The sequence below is a fragment of the Staphylococcus ureilyticus genome, assembly GCF_025558845.1.
Taxonomy (GTDB): Bacteria; Bacillota; Bacilli; order Staphylococcales; family Staphylococcaceae; genus Staphylococcus; species Staphylococcus ureilyticus.
Map to the genome: position 1 here is coordinate 1,534,858 of NZ_CP094825.1, position 16,714 is coordinate 1,551,571.

Sequence of the window (16,714 nt, forward strand, 5' to 3'; positions counted from 1 at the left end):
TGTATACTTTGAAGGGAGTTTTTTTATGACTCATAGAAAATTATCACCTGAAACTTATCAAAAAGCTTTCAGCTTATATGAAGAAGGATATAGTATGAAAAATGTAATTCAAAAATTAAATTTAAATTGTTCTCCTAGAACATTATTGATTAACTATTATAAATTTAAGAAGCATGGAATAAAGGTGCTTTTACCAATTCAGAGAAATAATACCTACTCAAATGAATTTAAGCTTAAAGTTGTGCACGAATATATAAATGATGGCCTATCTTTAACTGATTTAGTAGTTAAATATAATATCCCCACTACTTCAACTGTAAACAAATGGATTTCAAAGTATTTATCGGGTAAAATATTAAAAACATATTCTCCAAAACCCGAGGTGTATCAATTGAAATATAAATCATTAACATTTGAAGATCGTGTAGAAATCGTTGATTATTATATGAATCATGGCCAATCGTATAAGACAACAGCAAATCATTTTAACATCAATTATAGTCAAGTATATAACTGGGTAAAAAAGTACAACTTGCATGGGTATGATGGACTTAAAGATGGACGTGGAAAAGGGAAACCCCAGTCTGTATTAACACCTGAAGAGGCATTAAAAGCTGAAATTAAGATACTTAAAGAGAAAAATAAATTTCTTCAAATGGAAAATGACGTTTTAAAAAAGGAAGAAGAAATAGAAAGAAAGTTGATGAAACAGGCATCAGACAAAAAGCATCATACCAAACGGTAAAAGCATTTAAAAACCTTTATCCGATAGCTTGGTTATGTTCAGTATTAAAGGTATCACGTTCAAGTTACTATAAATGGTTAAATCGCAAACCATCAAATAAAGAAATTGAAAACCAAAAATTGATCAAAGATATCGTTGATATCTACAATAAATACAAAGGCATATATGGATATCGTCGTATATACATATATTTAAGACTTAAATTACATCAAAAAGTAAATCATAAACGTGTCTATAGATTGATGAATCAACTTAATCTAAAATCTACTATCCGCCCTAAAAGAAAACGATATATTAAAACAACACCTGAAGTTACAGCACATAATATATTAAATAGAAAATTTGAAGAACAAATCCCAAATAAAAAATGGTTAACTGACGTTACAGAATTCAAACTCAGCAATGGTAAAAAACTTTACTTAAGTGCTATTTATGACTTAGGCAGCAAACAGATTATCAGTCATAAATTAAGTACCTCAAATAACAATAAATTTGTATTAGATACGCTCAAAAAAGCAGTCAAACTTGTGCCGAATACCGAAGGTATACTCTTGCATAGCGACAGAGGATATCAATATACAAGCAGATTATTTAAAGTTACGTTAGAGCAACTTGGTATAAAACAAAGTATGTCACGACCAGGATGTTGCATAGATAATGGACCTATGGAAGGTGTATAGGGAACTATTAAAAGTGAATTGTTTAGAGGAAGAAAAAAAGTGATTTTTAAAGACAAGGCTACAGCAATAAAAGCAATTAATTCATATATAGAATTTTTTAATCAAGAAAGAATAACATTAAAAATGGCTACCCTTATATCGTAAATATAAGGTAGCCATAAACATTTTGTTTTTTTCACTGTCTACTTGACAGGGTGCAGTTCATCATTTTTGCGGATTAGTCCTTTGTTTTGAACGTGAGATTTTGGGCTGCGTCATTACAAATATTTAATTACTATGGAATTTTGCTTCCATTCTATAAATTCTTGAACCTCTCTCTGAAAACTTGCGCTCATATTCTGTTTCAATATTATTTTCTTTTTCTTCTTGATGCAAGTTCAAATTTATTTTTGTAAAATACATACCAAATTGGGACATACTTTCTAAGCTATAGGCAAATAATCCTCTATTATCTGTTTTAAAATGAATCTCACCATCTGTTTTTAACACTTGTTTATACAAAGATAAAAACGTATGATACGTCAATCTACGCTTAGTATGTCTTCTTTTCGGCCAAGGATCAGAAAAATTTAAATAAATACGTGAAATTTCACCACCTTTAAAGTATTCATTTAATTCTATCGCATCGTTACATATCAATTTAATATTCGTTAGATTTTGCTCTCTCACTTTATCTAACACTTTGACCATTACATTTTTTTCACGTTCCATAGATATAAAATTAATTTCAGGTCTTTGTGCAGCAAGTGTTGTTATAAATTGTCCCATGCCGGAACCAATTTCAATATAAATTGGTTGTTCTTTGTCAAACCACTCACTTATATGTCCTGCATGGCTGCCATCTGTGTCTACAATATCAGGATGCGATTTTAAATAATCTTCTGCCCATGGCTTGTAACGCATTCTCATTTTCTTGATAACTCCTTATATAAATGCATTGTTATTCATTACTTGGTTTAAGAACTTCAGCCACATATTCATATCTTTATAGCGTTTTTGTTCTTCATACCACTGAACCATACCAATAGATTGTACAGCAGTATACCATTTCATTCTTTTTTGCAAGTCTATAGAATCTTTCGTACCGTAATCATTTAACCACTGAGGCCATTTATTTTCAGGAACGTAATTGTATAGCAGCATGCCTAAATCAATTGCTGGATCTGCAATCATTGCACCTTCCCAATCCACTAAAAATAGTTCATCGTGGTCAGACAACAACCAATTATTATGATTGACATCTCCATGGACAACTGTAAAAAATCTAGGGTCAAGACTTGGCATATGATCTTCTAAATAAGTTAATGCCTTTCGCACCACATGGTGTGTTAACACTTCTCTAGATAATGAGGCGTTTATTTTATTCAACAAAATATCAGGCGTAATAGGATACATTTCCATACGCTTCAACATATTCAAAAGTGTTTTTGAACTATGTATTTTTTTCAATAAATTAGCTACTCGTTGTTCATACATCTCATCAAAAGTTAACTCTCTGCCATTTTTCCAATGCTGCGCCGTCACGACTTCCCCAGTCTCTATTCGTTTCGTCCATACGAGCTTAGGTACAATACCTTCAGCAGACAAGGCTGCAATAAATGGGTTTGAATTTCGTTTTAAAAACAATTTCTGCCCATCTTGTTCAGCCATATATGCTTCTCCAGATGCACCACCTGCTGAATCAAGTGTCCATCCTAATTGATAAAACTGCTCCAACACGTTCACCTCACTTTCAATTAGAAAATGGCTCCAGAAAACAGATTTCGAGAGCCAAATATAATCATTTTCTAATACATACACTTTTAAACTTAAAACTCTATATTACAGTCATTATATGATGACGACCATTTTGTCCCATAGAATCAAGTTTTTATATTTAAATATGAAATACTGTATCGAGATTGATAATAACTTTAACATCATATCATATATCATCTCGTAACAGTATTTTTTTCGAAAAATTCCTTTAGTTTTTTAAATGAAATTTCATGTCTCAATTTCAAGTCTCATAGAAGATTTTATAATGTTTAGGGATTTATTTCAACCAATAATGAGAAACAAAAAGTCACATTTTACTACAGTATTTTTCTATAATTTTTAAATCGGCTCAGTTAGCATTATAACATAATTTAGCTTTGGTAAAAGTTACATTTTATTTCCTTTTATGGAAAATATTAACTATCTGTGTCAATGTATCTATTAAATCCTTCTTGTAACGATTTCGTTATTGGTCCAACTTCTCCGTCTCCTACTTGTTCACCATCTAATTTTACGACTGGCATTACTTCAATAGATGTACTAGACACAATAATTTCATCTGCATTTCTTAAAAAATCTACAGTAAATGTACCTTCATTAAACGGTATACCTTTTTCTTGAGCAATATCTTTTATGACCATACGTGTAATACCATTCAATATATAATTATTTACTGGATGTGTATAGATTTCTCCAGCTTTAATAGCATAAACATTGCTTGATGATCCTTCTGTAACAATATCACCTCTATGTTGAATAGCCTCTTGAGCGTTATATTTAACTGCACGCTCTTTAGCCAACACATTGCCAAGTAAATTCAAACTTTTAATATCACATCTTAACCAACGAATATCTTCAGTTGTAATCGCATTAATACCTTCTTCTAATAACTTATAAGGACGATCGTAAGTTTTAGTAAATGCCATCACATTTGCTTCTACTGATGGCGTAGGAAATGCATGGTCACGAGGGGCTGCTCCACGTGTAACTTGTATATATACGCCACCATTAACGACACCATTCGCTGCTAATAATTCTTGGATTAATTCTGTAAGCTCTTCTACATTATATTTCAATTCTAAACCTATTTCTTTAGCACTTCTCAAAAGTCTTTCAAAATGTGGTTTGGCAGTAAAAATATTATTGTTGTATGTTCTAATATATTCATATATACCATCACCAAATACATAACCACGATCATTGTATGGTACGCTTGCGTCTTTTTCGTCTACTAAATGTTCATTAATAAGTACTTTTGTCATCATCATTCCTCCACACATAGAGCATATAAAGCTTCTAAATAAATACTAGTTGCATTGAATAATTGTTTTTTCGTAATATACTCATTTTTTTGATGCATTAAATCTTCTGAATCATTAAACATAGCACCAAATGCGACACCTTTATCTAAATTTCGAGCGTAAGTTCCACCACCAATTGTGTATGGTTCAGTTTGGTCACCTGTTTGATTACGATATGCTTTCACTAAAGTTTGTACGAAAGGATCATTTTTATCCACATAGTGAGGTGTTTGATTTTTACCTAATGCTATAGAAAAACCAAGTTCCTGAATCTCACCTTTAAAACGAGTCATGGCTTCTTCAAATTCAAAACCTTGCGGATATCTTAAATTAATACCGAATTGACCACCATTTTGATTATCATATGAAATGATACCTATATTTGTAGTTACATCTCCCATAACATCTGTGTGGAATTTCATTCCCATTTTTTCACCGAAATGAGAATTGAATAAATACTGTTCACTAAATTGAGTGAAATTTTCAGTAGTTTTGTCTAAACCTAATTGGGCTAAGAAATGTAATAAGTACAATCCGGCATTCACACCAATGGATGGATCCATACCATGTACAGCTTTACCATATGCTTTAAGCACTAATACGCCACTATCAACGATACTTTCACCATTTATATTATGATCAGATAAAAATTGTTCGAATTTTTGAATGACGTCAGTCATATTTTCTTTAACCGCAAGTTTACCAATTGCTTCGTCAGGTACCATGTTATAACGTTGACCTGATGTAAAAGAAATAAGTTCGTATTCTGGTTCATCTTTATCTTCAGCTTTTTCATTTTGAACCACATCAAAAGTACTAATACCCTTTTCACCGTGTATTGCTGGGAATTCAGCATCAGGTGCAAACCCTAAAGTTGGCATTTCTTCAGTTTTAAAATAACGCTCTGTACATTTCCAATCTGACTCTTCATCAGTACCTATAATGATATGTATACGCTTTTTCCAATTAACTTTCATATCGTTCAATATTTTCACGGCATAATATGCGGCAATTGTTGGCCCTTTGTCATCTAGTGTGCCCCTTGCAATAATCTTATCTTCAGTTACAACCGGATCAAAAGGATTAGAATCCCAACCATCACCAGCTGGCACTACATCAACATGACATAAAATCCCCATAACATCTTCGCCTTCACCAGCTTCAATACGCCCTGCAATATGTTCAACATCGTGAGTATCAAATCCATCACGTTCAGCAATTTCGTACATATAATCTAATGCTTTACGTGGTCCAGGTCCAACTGGATTATCTGAAGAAATTTCATTATCATCTCTCACACTTTCAATAGATAATAAGCCTTTTAAATCATTTATAATATCTGTTTCGTATTCTTTCACTTTTTCTTTCCACATTTAGCATCAACTTCCTTTTTAATACTTATATATTTAATATTTTACATGAAGTAGTACAGAAACTACAGCGAGATGTGATTATTATTTTAAAAAATTCACTGTATAATTAAATGAAAAACAGTTTAAAACCTTTCATATACCTAACTTTCAATTTCTGTATTAATATATAAAAAAACCTAGTTCAAAACAATGAACTAGGTAAAAAATCAAATGTATAATTGCTTATTTATTTTTATTGTTTTTGAGCTCGTCTTCAGTAACGACGCGAAGATTATTTGAAGGGTCAGCAGCACCTTCATCTGTAAATCTTGCTTCCTCAACATGTTCTTCCTCTTCAGATTCGCCCTTAAAACGTTCTTTTTGTTCGTTAATAAAACCTTTAGGATCTTGTTTTACTTTTGAAGCATAACCTTTAGGGTCTTGTTTTACTTCATTATAAGTTTCATTTGCTTTTGAGCTAATCTGACTGGCGATGTCTTTTGCATTTTGCTTATAAGATTCAGGATTTGATTTATATTTGCTATATTCATCCTTTAATTTATCTCTATTCTCTTTTTTAGAAAGAACAACTGCAGCAGCTGCGCCTCCAACACCTAAAATTGCTTTTAATAATTTTGACATAATAACACCTCTTTATTATTTTAATCCTAATTGTTTAAAATCTATTTGAGTTAAATGGCGATACTCACCTGGCGCTAAAGATTCATCCAGTTTTAATTCACCAATGCTAATGCGTTTCAATTCTAAAACTTCATTATCTATAGTATGAAACATGCGTTTAACTTGATGATATCTTCCTTCATAAATTGTGACAAATGATTTAAATGCTTCATCACTTTTTACTAAAGTCGCAGGCTTTGCCAAACCCTCATTCAATTCAATACCCATTTTAAACGATTTTATATCATTATTTGTAATATTTTTTTGGGAAATCACCTCATAGGTTTTAGATACGTGTTTCGTTGGGCTCATTAGTTCATGGTTAAAAGTGCCATCATTCGTAATTAATAACAAACCCGAAGTATCTTTATCTAAGCGACCAACTGGAAACACATCTAAAAACCGGTACGGTTCAACTAAGTCCACAACTGTTTGATGTTGGTCATCCTCTGTTGCAGATACGTAACCTTTAGGCTTATTTAACATTAGATAGACTTTATCAATATAGTGAATTGTTTCATTGTTTTTCTGTACTTCATCAGTTTCTGGATTTATTTGTTTTTTAGGAGATTTTTCTATTTTATTATTAACTGTAATAATACCTTTTTTCAATAATTGTTTAACTTCTGTACGTGTTCCTACACCCATATTAGCTAAAAATTTATCTAATCTCATTTTATAATCCCTAATTTACGTCTGAGTTTATTTGGAATATCTCCTAAAAATTGGTCAGCAAGTTTCGTCTTCATCGTAATACCACCGTAAACAATCATACCTACTATGACACTGATAATTAAAATTGCTAAAGCACCAAATTTAGTTTGCGGAGAAATAACCATTTGTAATAAAAACGATGATAATTCAACTACGACCATCATTAACAAGCCGTATAAGAAAATTTTACCAAAATGTAACCACGTTTCCGAGAAGTCAAAACTCGCATACTTTTTAAGTATATAAAAATTACAGATAACAGCAAATAGTAATGCTATCGCTGTACTTAAAATTGCTCCAGCGGTATGGAATACCATAATCAATGGCGTATTTAGTATTACCTTTAATACTACTGCCGCTAAAATTACAAAGACTGTTAACTTTTGTTTATCAATACCTTGCAACATAGAAGCTGTTACACTTAACAATCCAATTAAAATAGCAACAGGTGCATAATAAAATAACAATTGACTACCATCGACATTATAACTATAAAAGACAGTATACAATGGTAGCGCTAAAGCCATAATTCCCAGACTTGCAGGGACTGTAATATACATTAACACCCCTAATGATGTTCGAATCTGTCTGTGCATTTCTTTTAATTCACCAGATTCATACGTCTTAGTAATAAATGGAATTAAACTCACTGCAAAACCAGCAGATAATGACGTTGGAATCATTACTATTTTATTTGTCGTCATGTTTAAAATAGTAAAGAAATAGTCATGTAAACGACTTGGCACTCCAGCCAAATCTAAGGCACCATTATGTGTAAACTGATCTACCAAATTAAATAGTGGGAAATTTAAACTAACAATTACAAATGGGATGCTATAAGAAATAATTTCTTTATACATTTTTCCATAAGATACAGAAATATCAGAAGTATCCGTTGCCACCATTTTTTCAATATTAGGCTTTCTCTTTCTCCAGTAATACCATAAGGTGAATATCCCTACAATCGCACCTACTGCAGCAGCAAATGTTGCTATACCATTGGCCTGTAACACACTTCCACCAAAAATATTCAGAACTAGATAACTTCCTACTAAAATAAATAATATACGTGCGATTTGTTCAATAACTTCTGATACAGCAGTTGGACCCATTGATTTATAACCTTGGAACACACCACGCCATGTAGCCAGTAATGGGATAAATATGACTACCATACTGATAATTCTAATAATCCATGTGATGTCAGCGACGGACCAGCCACCCTTAGCACCAGATTCATGGGCTAAAGTAATTGTGGCAATGCTCGGTGCTAATAAATATAAAATGAAAAATCCAATAAATCCTGTTATAGTCATAACTATAAAGCTAGATTTATATAATTTTTCACTGACTTTATACGCCCCTAAAGCATTATATTTAGACACATATTTAGACGCCGCTAATGGCACCCCAGCAGTTGCAACTGCAATGGCAATATTATACGGCGTATATGCATAGTTAAAAGGCGCCAATTTTTCTTCTCCACCAATTATGGAATAAAAAGGAATAATATATAAAACACCCAAGACTTTAGTAATCAATATACTAAGGGTGATTAAAAAGGTACCCCTAACTAATTCTTTACTTTCACTCATTCAGATCTTCCTATCTCAAATTTAATTTTTACAATCATAACTTTAATCATAACGTTATAAACACTTTTTTTCAAAACTATATTACTATAAACTATAAAATAACACTATTTAGTAAAGTGAGGCAATCAAATGTACCAAACAATTATAATTGGTGGTGGTCCTAGTGGTTTAATGGCTGCTGCCGCAGCAAGTCAACATAGTGATAAAGTCCTTCTCATTGAAAAGAAAAAAGGACTCGGACGCAAATTAAAAATCTCAGGAGGTGGACGTTGTAACGTAACAAATCGTTTACCGTATGAAGAGATAATTAAAAATATACCAGGAAATGGAAAATTTTTATATAGTCCTTTTTCCGTATTTGACAATGAATCTATTATTCACTTTTTCGAATCACGTGGAGTTGCACTCAAAGAAGAAGATCATGGACGTATGTTTCCTGTTTCTAATAAAGCACAGGATGTTGTAGATGCGTTAATTCGTACGATTGAAAAAAATAATGTAACTGTAAAAGAGGAAACTTCAGTACACGCAATTGAACATACACCTCAACAGACATTCAAAGTCTTTTTAGGTAATCAACAAGCAATTGAAACGAATAGTTTGATTATCGCTACTGGTGGCACGAGTGTACCAAAGACCGGTTCGACTGGTGATGGTTATAAATTCGCTGAACACTTTGGACATACAATTACAGAACTTTTCCCAACTGAAGTACCAATTACGTCATCCGAGCAATTTATTAAAAACAAAAGATTAAAAGGATTAAGTTTAAAAAATGTTGCGTTATCTGTATTGAAGAAAAATGGTAAAAAGCGCGTCACACATCAAATGGACATGATATTTACTCATTTCGGAATCAGTGGCCCTGCCGCATTAAGATGCAGCCAATTTGTATATAAAGAACAAAAATACCAAAAACGAGAAGATATCGAAATGCAATTAGATGCTTTTCCAGAACTCAGTTTTGCACAATTAGAAGACAAAGTACGTAAATTATTAAAAGATACGCCAGATAAATATGTAAAAAATAGCTTACACGGTTTAATTGAAGAACGTTATCTATTATATATGTTAGAGTTAGCAGATATTTCAGAAACATTAACAGCACATCATATCTCTAATGAACAATTTAATAAATTGATTACTTTATTAAAAGGATTTATTTTTAAAGTTAATGGAACACTATCAATTGAAAAAGCTTTCGTAACTGGCGGAGGGGTCTCTCTTAAAGAAATCGAACCCAAAACGATGATGTCAAAATTAACGCCAGGATTATTTATGTGTGGTGAACTGCTCGATATCCATGGTTATACAGGTGGCTATAATATTACTAGCGCTTTAGTTACAGGTCATATATCAGGAACAAATGCAAGTAAATTTCAACATTAAACCTATCAATTTGTGATCTACTAGACCAACTACGCACTGTTAAAACAAATTCATTTTTTATCCTTTTTAATGTTTTGTATTTTCTATGCGCTTGAGTCACCGAATGTTATAATACTTAAGTCGCCTACTCTCAGGCGTCAATAGACGTAGAGAGGAGGTGTATTTTGTGATTGATATCTTTGTTCATTTCATGACTGCTGTTATCAGTGGTTGTATCGTTACGTTATTTGCGTACTGGCTGCGCAATCGTAATGACAAATAATACAGGCGACATTTAGCCAACACCAAAAAACTCCCTCACTACTCGCAATAGTGAGGGGGTTTGGTGTATCTGTATTGATATCTTTGTTAAATGTATTATAACACTAAACTTGCATAAAATGCAAAATCATCGTTTGATTTTGCTCGATCAAAAGATTAAATACTTTTAATTTCTAAACCTTCATCGCCCCACGCATCCATGCCACCTTCAACATTGACTGCGTGAATGCCATTGCGTTCTAAATATTGGACGACTTGTGCACTTCTGCCACCAGCTTTACAAATAATATAATACGTTTCTTCTGAATTAAAGTGACTTAAATTATCAGGAATTTTATCCATAGGTATCGTTTCTGCATCTGGTATGACACCCATTACTGTTTCTTCATCAGTTCTTACATCTACGACATGAACAGGATTAGAATTTAAAATTTTTGATTTCAATTCATCTATAGTAATTGTTTCCATAATATATACGCCCCTTTTGTGTTATTTGGCAACAATATTAACAAGTTTTTGAGGCACCGCAATCACTTTTTTAATATCCTTGCCTTCTATTTCAGCTTTGATATTTTCGTTACCTAATGCTACTGTTTCCATTTCTTCTTTTGAAAGATCTTTAGAAACTTTAATTTTGGCACGAACTTTACCATTTACTTGAACGACAATTTCCACTTCATCATCGACTAATAATGTTTCATCATAAGAAGGCCATGGTTGATAAGTAATCGTTTCTTCATGTCCTAAACGCGCCCATAATTCTTCACCTATATGAGGTGCGATTGGCGCTAACATTTTAATAAATCCTTCAATATATGGTTTATAAATCTCATCAACTTTATAGCAATCATTTATAAATACCATTAGCTGACTAATTGCCGTATTGAAATTTAATGTTTCAAAGTCTTCCGAAACTTTTTTCACAGTTTGGTGGTAACTTTTATCTAAAGCTTTATTATTAGTATTGACTACTTTATCTGTGATTAAACCGTCTTCTGTAATTAAAAGTCTCCAAATTCTGTCTAAGAAACGTCTTGAACCGTCTAATCCTTTATCACTCCATGCAATTGCAGCATCTAGTGGACCCATGAACATTTCATATAGACGTAACGTATCAGCACCATGTGATTTGATTATATCATCTGGATTAATAACATTACCTTTAGATTTGCTCATTTTTTCATTACCTTCACCTAAAATCATGCCTTGGTTAAATAATTTTTGGAATGGTTCTTTGGTAGGCACTACACCTAAATCATACAAGACCTTATGCCAAAATCTAGCGTACAATAAGTGTAACACTGCATGTTCAACACCACCAATATATAAATCCACAGGCAACCAATGTTTTAACTTTTCAGGATCAGCTAACATCTGTTCATTATCTGGGTCAATAAAGCGTAAATAATACCAACAACTACCTGCCCATTGTGGCATTGTATTTGTTTCACGACGTCCTTTCATTCCAGTTTCTTCATCAATAACATTAACAAATTCATCTATATTAGCTAATGGCGATTCACCTGTACCAGAAGGTTTAATTTCGTCTGTCTCAGGTAAAAGTAAAGGTAATTCATCTTCAGGAACCGTTGTCATCGTACCATCTTCCCAATGTATAACAGGAATAGGTTCGCCCCAATAACGTTGACGACTAAATAACCAATCTCTCAGTTTATAATTGACTTTTCTTGTACCAGCATTGTTTTGTTCTAAAAGTGCAATAGCTTTTTCAATCGCTTCATGATTATATAAACCATTTAATTCTTGTGAATTAATATGAGGCCCATCGCCATCATAAGCTGCTTCAGATAGGTCTCCACCTTCAATTATTGCTTTAATTGGTAAATCAAAAGCTTTTGCAAATTCATAGTCTCTTTGGTCTCCGCTAGGAACTGCCATAACAGCGCCTGTACCATATGAAGATAAAACATAATCAGCAATCCAAATCGGCGTTTTTTCTCCTGATAAAGGATTAAATGCATACGCTCCAGTAAACACACCAGATTTTTCTTTAGCTAATCCAGTACGTTCTAAGTCTGATTTCATTGCCGCTTCTTGTTGATATTTCTCAACACTTTCTTGATGTTCTGATGTAGTAATTTTATTTACGAGTTCATGTTCAGGACTTAACACTAAGAATGTTGCACCATAAATAGTGTCTGGGCGTGTTGTAAACACTTCAATTTGATCATTGAAATTTTCTACATTAAATCTTACAGATGCGCCTTCTGATCGTCCAATCCAATTACGTTGCATGTCTTTTAAAGATTCAGGCCAATCTAAATCATCTAAATCTTCAAGTAATCTGTCTGCATATTCAGTAATTCTAAGTACCCATTGTTTCATTGGTCTTCTATAAACAGGATGTCCGCCACGTTCAGAAACACCATCGATTACTTCTTCATTTGACAATACAGTACCTAACGCAGGACACCAGTTCACTGCTACTTCATCAACATAAGCAAGTCCCTTATTATATAATTGAATGAATATCCATTGTGTCCATTTATAATATTCTGGGTCTGTTGTATTAACTTCACGATCCCAATCATAACTAAATCCTAATTCCTTAATTTGTCGTTTAAAAGTTTGGATATTTTGTTTTGTGAATTCACGAGGATCATTACCTGTATCAAGTGCATATTGTTCAGCTGGTAAACCAAAAGCATCCCAACCCATTGGATGTAATACATTATATCCTTGCATTCGTTTGTATCTTGAAATAATATCAGTAGCTGTATAGCCTTCAGGATGGCCTACATGTAGCCCTGCACCTGATGGATAAGGGAACATATCAAGTGCATAAAATTTTTTCTGGCCTAAATTATCTTCAGTTTTGAACGTTTTATAGTTTTCCCAGTAATTCTGCCATTTTCTTTCAATTTCATTATGATTGTAATTCACTTCATTTCCTCCTGTTCAATAATAAAAAGACACCTCAAACTATTATATAATAGGGACGATGATTTTCACCGCGGTACCACCCTGTTTCACTAAATGTGCGCTCATTTTAATTAATAGTTAGAGATGTCATTGATTCACTTTAAGTCCTGGTAAGTTCACTTGAGGCTTTACGCTAGGTTCCACCCACCCTAGCTCTCTGTCGAAAAGCTTTCAAATTACTACTCCTATACTCTTCTTATGATATTTGAAAAAGCCCTTTATTTCAAGTATAAAGTTGATTTACAAAACTCGCCTTTATGTTTATATAAAATTATTTAAACTATACATAAAATATTATTAATTCAATAACCATTTCTCGCTGAATCATTAATGCTTATTTTTAATCTCATGTACCATGATTGCTCTGTAACAAAAATAAATGAAATCTACATTTTGGGTTCAATATTATATTAAATATCCTTTGGTAATTTACGATCATAAAATGTTAAAAATATAAGTGATAAAACTAACAATGAAATCATGCTTAAAAACATGATTTGCATGTTAAACATATCAACAACAACGCCACCTATAAGAGGACCAAATGCTTTACCAACTGTAGCTGCAGAATTAACGTAACCTTGGAACGAACCTTCTTTCCCATTTGGTGCAAGTTGATTTGCAATTGTCGGAACTGCTGGCCAAACAAACATTTCACCCAATGTTAATATAACCATACCTACCATAAATACAGAAAATTGTTCAGCAAAACTTGTGACAAAGAAAGAGATAATAAAAATACCTATACCAACATACATTTGATGCTTTAAATTTCCTTTTAATAATCTAATTATCGGAATGATTAGTGGTTGTGCAACTAATATCATAATACCGTTGACAGTCCACAATAAACTATATTGGCCCATAGAGATATTTAGCTCTTGAGTAAATGAAGCAATCGTACTTTCCCATTGAATATAAGCAATCCAACAAATGCTAAACATGACACACAGCAAAGTTAATGCAATGAATTGTGGTCTGTACGCTTTATCTAATAAACTCATGGCATCATTTGATTTAACTTTAATGTCCAATTTAATATTAAATTGGCTAATTGCGACTATGGCAAATGCAATATACATTAATAAATTAGCTATAAATATATAATTAAAACTTAATTCTGCCACAAAGCCACCAGATGCTGCACCTATCGCCACTCCTAAATTTTGAGCTAAATATATCGCATTAAAAGTTTGTCTACCACCTTGCGGCCAAACTGCACCTGCTAACGCATAAATTGCTGGGACAATCATGCCACCGCCAAAGCCTAGACAGACTAACCATACTGCATACCATGGCCATCCGTGGAAAAAATTCAACAATGTTGTACTACTTAAACAGATCACAGTTCCAATCATAATTGTCCGATAACCACCCAATTTATCAAATAGATTACCACCTAATAAATTGCCAATGACCATACCAAATGAATTAATCATTAATACTAACCCAGCCATTGTTAAACTTTTGTCTAATTCTTCATTCATATATATTGTATTTAATGGCCATAAAAAACTTGAGCCTGTGATATTTAATGCCATACCAATCACCAACCACCACACTGATTTTGGCATATTCATAACCATAAGCTCCTTTCTAATTTTAAATTTCTGTTTTTACTCTAAACACTATATCATTAAAATATGTTAAAATCTTTAACTAGAATGAATTTAGAAAGGAAAATGTTATATGGGACAATTCTTCCCTTACGCATTCGAGAATAAACGATATCATACTTGGAATTACCATTTGAAAAATAAATTTGGCCAAAAAATCTTTAAAGTTGCAATTGACGGAGGATTTGATTGCCCAAATAGAGATGGCACAGTTGCACATGGTGGCTGTACGTTTTGTTCTGCAGCAGGAAGTGGGGATTTTGCAGGAGATCGTGTAGACCCGATTGATGTGCAATTCCAACAAATCAAAGATAGAATGCATGAAAAATGGCATGAAGGTCAGTATATTGCTTATTTCCAAGCATTTACTAACACACATGCGCCAGTTGAAGTATTAAGAGAAAAGTACGAAACTGCATTAAAAGAACCTGGAGTTGTAGGATTATCTATTGGAACACGCCCTGACTGCTTACCGGTTGATGTTGTCGAATACTTAGCTGAATTGAACGAACGTACCTATTTATGGGTTGAATTAGGTCTACAGACAGTACATCAAAAAACATCAGATTTGATTAATCGTGCACACGATATGAAAACGTATTACGAAGGTGTAGCTAAGCTACGTAAACATAACATAAACGTGTGTACACATATCATTAACGGGCTTCCTGAAGAAGACTATGACATGATGATGGAAACAGCTAAAGAAGTAGCACAAATGGATGTCCAAGGCATTAAAATACACTTGTTACACCTACTTAAAGGTACACCAATGGTAAAACAATACGAAAAAGGCATGCTCGAATTCATGTCTCAAGACGATTATACAAATTTAGTTTGTGATCAACTAGAAATTTTACCAAAAGAAATGATTGTCCATCGAATTACTGGTGATGGTCCGATTGACTTAATGGTTGGCCCTATGTGGAGTGTCAACAAATGGGAAGTATTAAACGAAATTGATGATGAATTAGCACGCAGAAATTCTTATCAAGGAAAATACTATGAATCGACGATTAAATCATGAAACTAGAACGGATTTTACCATTTTCTAAAACGCTATTACGACAACATATCAACAAAGACAGCATTGTGATTGATGCCACTTGTGGTAATGGTCATGACACTGAATTTTTAGCACAACAAGTTCCAAATGGTAAAGTGTATGCTTTTGATATTCAAGAAGTTGCAATTCAAAATACGAGCAACAAGACAAACGCATTTAAAAATGTACACTTAATTCAAGATAGTCATGCTAAAGTAAAGCAATATATACAAAGTAATGAAATTGGACAAATTGATGCAGCCATTTTTAATTTAGGCTATTTACCTAAAGGCGACAAATCAATTGTGACAATCCCCAGCAGTACTTTAACAGCTATAGATGAAATATTTGATATATTGGCAACAGAAGGCATAATTGTACTAGTAATATATCACGGACATGATGAGGGCAAAATTGAACGTGATGCTTTATTAAATTATCTTCAACATTTTGATCAAAACAAAGCACACATATTACAATATCAATTTATTAATCAAAAAAATAATGCACCATTTCTATGTGCAATTGAAAAAAGATAAAGTATGTTAAAAATAAAAATGCATCTCCATTTATATGGAGATGCATTTTTACTTTAGTATAGATATTGATTACCTAATACTATATTGGGTCTAAC

The 16,714-nt window shown here is 32.7% G+C and carries 14 protein-coding genes and 1 pseudogene; 5 read left to right on the forward strand and 10 right to left on the reverse strand.

Annotated elements, in window-relative coordinates; genetic code table 11:
• The first annotated feature begins 25 nt into the window (after window positions 1-25).
• A pseudogene (locus MUA21_RS13360) lies at window positions 26-1,569 on the forward strand (IS3 family transposase).
• 123 nt (window positions 1,570-1,692) lie between these two features.
• Here MUA21_RS13360 and trmB read toward each other — a convergent pair.
• The 7 genes from trmB to MUA21_RS07525 form a co-directional block, all read right to left on the reverse strand.
• A complete protein-coding gene (gene trmB / locus MUA21_RS07495; protein ID WP_262560980.1) occupies window positions 1,693-2,334 on the reverse strand; it encodes a tRNA (guanosine(46)-N7)-methyltransferase TrmB in 642 nt (213 codons plus the stop codon).
• 15 nt (window positions 2,335-2,349) lie between these two features.
• Window positions 2,350-3,141, reverse strand: coding sequence for a phosphotransferase family protein (locus tag MUA21_RS07500; protein WP_046208347.1), 792 nt, complete (start codon window positions 3,139-3,141; stop codon window positions 2,350-2,352).
• Window positions 3,142-3,599: 458 nt separating this feature from the next.
• Window positions 3,600-4,445, reverse strand: coding sequence for a D-amino-acid transaminase (gene dat / locus MUA21_RS07505; protein WP_064208822.1), 846 nt, complete (start codon window positions 4,443-4,445; stop codon window positions 3,600-3,602).
• A gap of 2 nt (window positions 4,446-4,447) precedes the next feature.
• On the reverse strand, window positions 4,448-5,857 hold the full coding sequence (pepV, locus tag MUA21_RS07510; protein WP_262560981.1) for a dipeptidase PepV: 1,410 nt from the start codon (window positions 5,855-5,857) through the stop codon (window positions 4,448-4,450).
• A gap of 222 nt (window positions 5,858-6,079) precedes the next feature.
• Window positions 6,080-6,478 carry a YtxH domain-containing protein gene (locus MUA21_RS07515; protein WP_073341656.1) on the reverse strand — a complete coding sequence of 133 codons (399 nt, stop codon included), beginning with the start codon at window positions 6,476-6,478 and terminating at the stop codon, window positions 6,080-6,082.
• 15 nt (window positions 6,479-6,493) lie between these two features.
• Window positions 6,494-7,192, reverse strand: coding sequence for a pseudouridine synthase (locus MUA21_RS07520; RefSeq protein WP_262560982.1), 699 nt, complete (start codon window positions 7,190-7,192; stop codon window positions 6,494-6,496).
• Entirely contained in the window at window positions 7,189-8,826 is a 1,638-nt protein-coding gene (locus tag MUA21_RS07525; protein WP_262560983.1) for a putative polysaccharide biosynthesis protein, read from the reverse strand. Before MUA21_RS07525 ends, MUA21_RS07520 begins: the two co-directional genes overlap by 4 nt.
• A gap of 129 nt (window positions 8,827-8,955) precedes the next feature.
• Here MUA21_RS07525 and MUA21_RS07530 point away from each other — a divergent pair, with 129 nt between their 5' ends.
• Both MUA21_RS07530 and MUA21_RS07535 read left to right on the forward strand, forming a co-directional pair.
• Window positions 8,956-10,215 (forward strand): BaiN/RdsA family NAD(P)/FAD-dependent oxidoreductase, encoded by a 1,260-nt coding sequence (locus tag MUA21_RS07530; protein WP_262560984.1) that lies wholly within the window; start codon window positions 8,956-8,958, stop codon window positions 10,213-10,215.
• A gap of 166 nt (window positions 10,216-10,381) precedes the next feature.
• Window positions 10,382-10,477, forward strand: a complete 96-nt coding sequence (locus MUA21_RS07535; protein WP_107360307.1) for a type I toxin-antitoxin system Fst family toxin — start codon at window positions 10,382-10,384, stop codon at window positions 10,475-10,477.
• 155 nt (window positions 10,478-10,632) lie between these two features.
• Here MUA21_RS07535 and MUA21_RS07540 read toward each other — a convergent pair whose 3' ends face one another.
• The 3 genes from MUA21_RS07540 to MUA21_RS07550 form a co-directional block, all read right to left on the reverse strand.
• Window positions 10,633-10,944: a rhodanese-like domain-containing protein gene (locus tag MUA21_RS07540; protein ID WP_107525936.1), complete on the reverse strand. Its 312-nt coding sequence runs from the start codon at window positions 10,942-10,944 to the stop codon at window positions 10,633-10,635.
• 21 nt (window positions 10,945-10,965) lie between these two features.
• Window positions 10,966-13,380: a leucine--tRNA ligase gene (gene leuS, locus MUA21_RS07545; RefSeq protein WP_262560986.1), complete on the reverse strand. Its 2,415-nt coding sequence runs from the start codon at window positions 13,378-13,380 to the stop codon at window positions 10,966-10,968.
• Window positions 13,381-13,829: 449 nt separating this feature from the next.
• Entirely contained in the window at window positions 13,830-14,999 is a 1,170-nt protein-coding gene (locus tag MUA21_RS07550; protein WP_046208338.1) for an MDR family MFS transporter, read from the reverse strand.
• A gap of 109 nt (window positions 15,000-15,108) precedes the next feature.
• On the opposite strand from MUA21_RS07550, the gene mnmL reads away from it, so the two are divergent.
• Both mnmL and mnmM read left to right on the forward strand, forming a co-directional pair.
• Window positions 15,109-16,062: a tRNA modification radical SAM protein MnmL/YtqA gene (gene mnmL, locus MUA21_RS07555; protein ID WP_262560988.1), complete on the forward strand. Its 954-nt coding sequence runs from the start codon at window positions 15,109-15,111 to the stop codon at window positions 16,060-16,062.
• Window positions 16,059-16,619 carry a tRNA 5-(aminomethyl)-2-thiouridylate-methyltransferase MnmM gene (gene mnmM, locus MUA21_RS07560; RefSeq protein WP_046208336.1) on the forward strand — a complete coding sequence of 187 codons (561 nt, stop codon included), beginning with the start codon at window positions 16,059-16,061 and terminating at the stop codon, window positions 16,617-16,619. Before mnmL ends, mnmM begins: the two co-directional genes overlap by 4 nt.
• Window positions 16,620-16,714 lie beyond the last annotated feature (95 nt).

Bases quoted from the DNA above. Each gene is read 5' to 3' on its own strand.
- trmB (WP_262560980.1), bottom strand. From the start codon at position 2,334: ATGAGAATGCGTTACAAGCCATGGGCAGAAGATTATTTAAAATCGCAT.
- dat (WP_064208822.1), bottom strand. From the start codon at position 4,445: ATGACAAAAGTACTTATTAATGAACATTTAGTAGACGAAAAAGACGCA.
- pepV (WP_262560981.1), bottom strand. From the start codon at position 5,857: ATGTGGAAAGAAAAAGTGAAAGAATACGAAACAGATATTATAAATGAT.
- MUA21_RS07515 (WP_073341656.1), bottom strand. From the start codon at position 6,478: ATGTCAAAATTATTAAAAGCAATTTTAGGTGTTGGAGGCGCAGCTGCT.
- MUA21_RS07520 (WP_262560982.1), bottom strand. From the start codon at position 7,192: ATGAGATTAGATAAATTTTTAGCTAATATGGGTGTAGGAACACGTACA.
- MUA21_RS07525 (WP_262560983.1), bottom strand. From the start codon at position 8,826: ATGAGTGAAAGTAAAGAATTAGTTAGGGGTACCTTTTTAATCACCCTT.
- MUA21_RS07530 (WP_262560984.1), top strand. From the start codon at position 8,956: ATGTACCAAACAATTATAATTGGTGGTGGTCCTAGTGGTTTAATGGCT.
- MUA21_RS07540 (WP_107525936.1), bottom strand. From the start codon at position 10,944: ATGGAAACAATTACTATAGATGAATTGAAATCAAAAATTTTAAATTCT.
- MUA21_RS07550 (WP_046208338.1), bottom strand. From the start codon at position 14,999: ATGAATATGCCAAAATCAGTGTGGTGGTTGGTGATTGGTATGGCATTA.
- mnmL (WP_262560988.1), top strand. From the start codon at position 15,109: ATGGGACAATTCTTCCCTTACGCATTCGAGAATAAACGATATCATACT.
- mnmM (WP_046208336.1), top strand. From the start codon at position 16,059: ATGAAACTAGAACGGATTTTACCATTTTCTAAAACGCTATTACGACAA.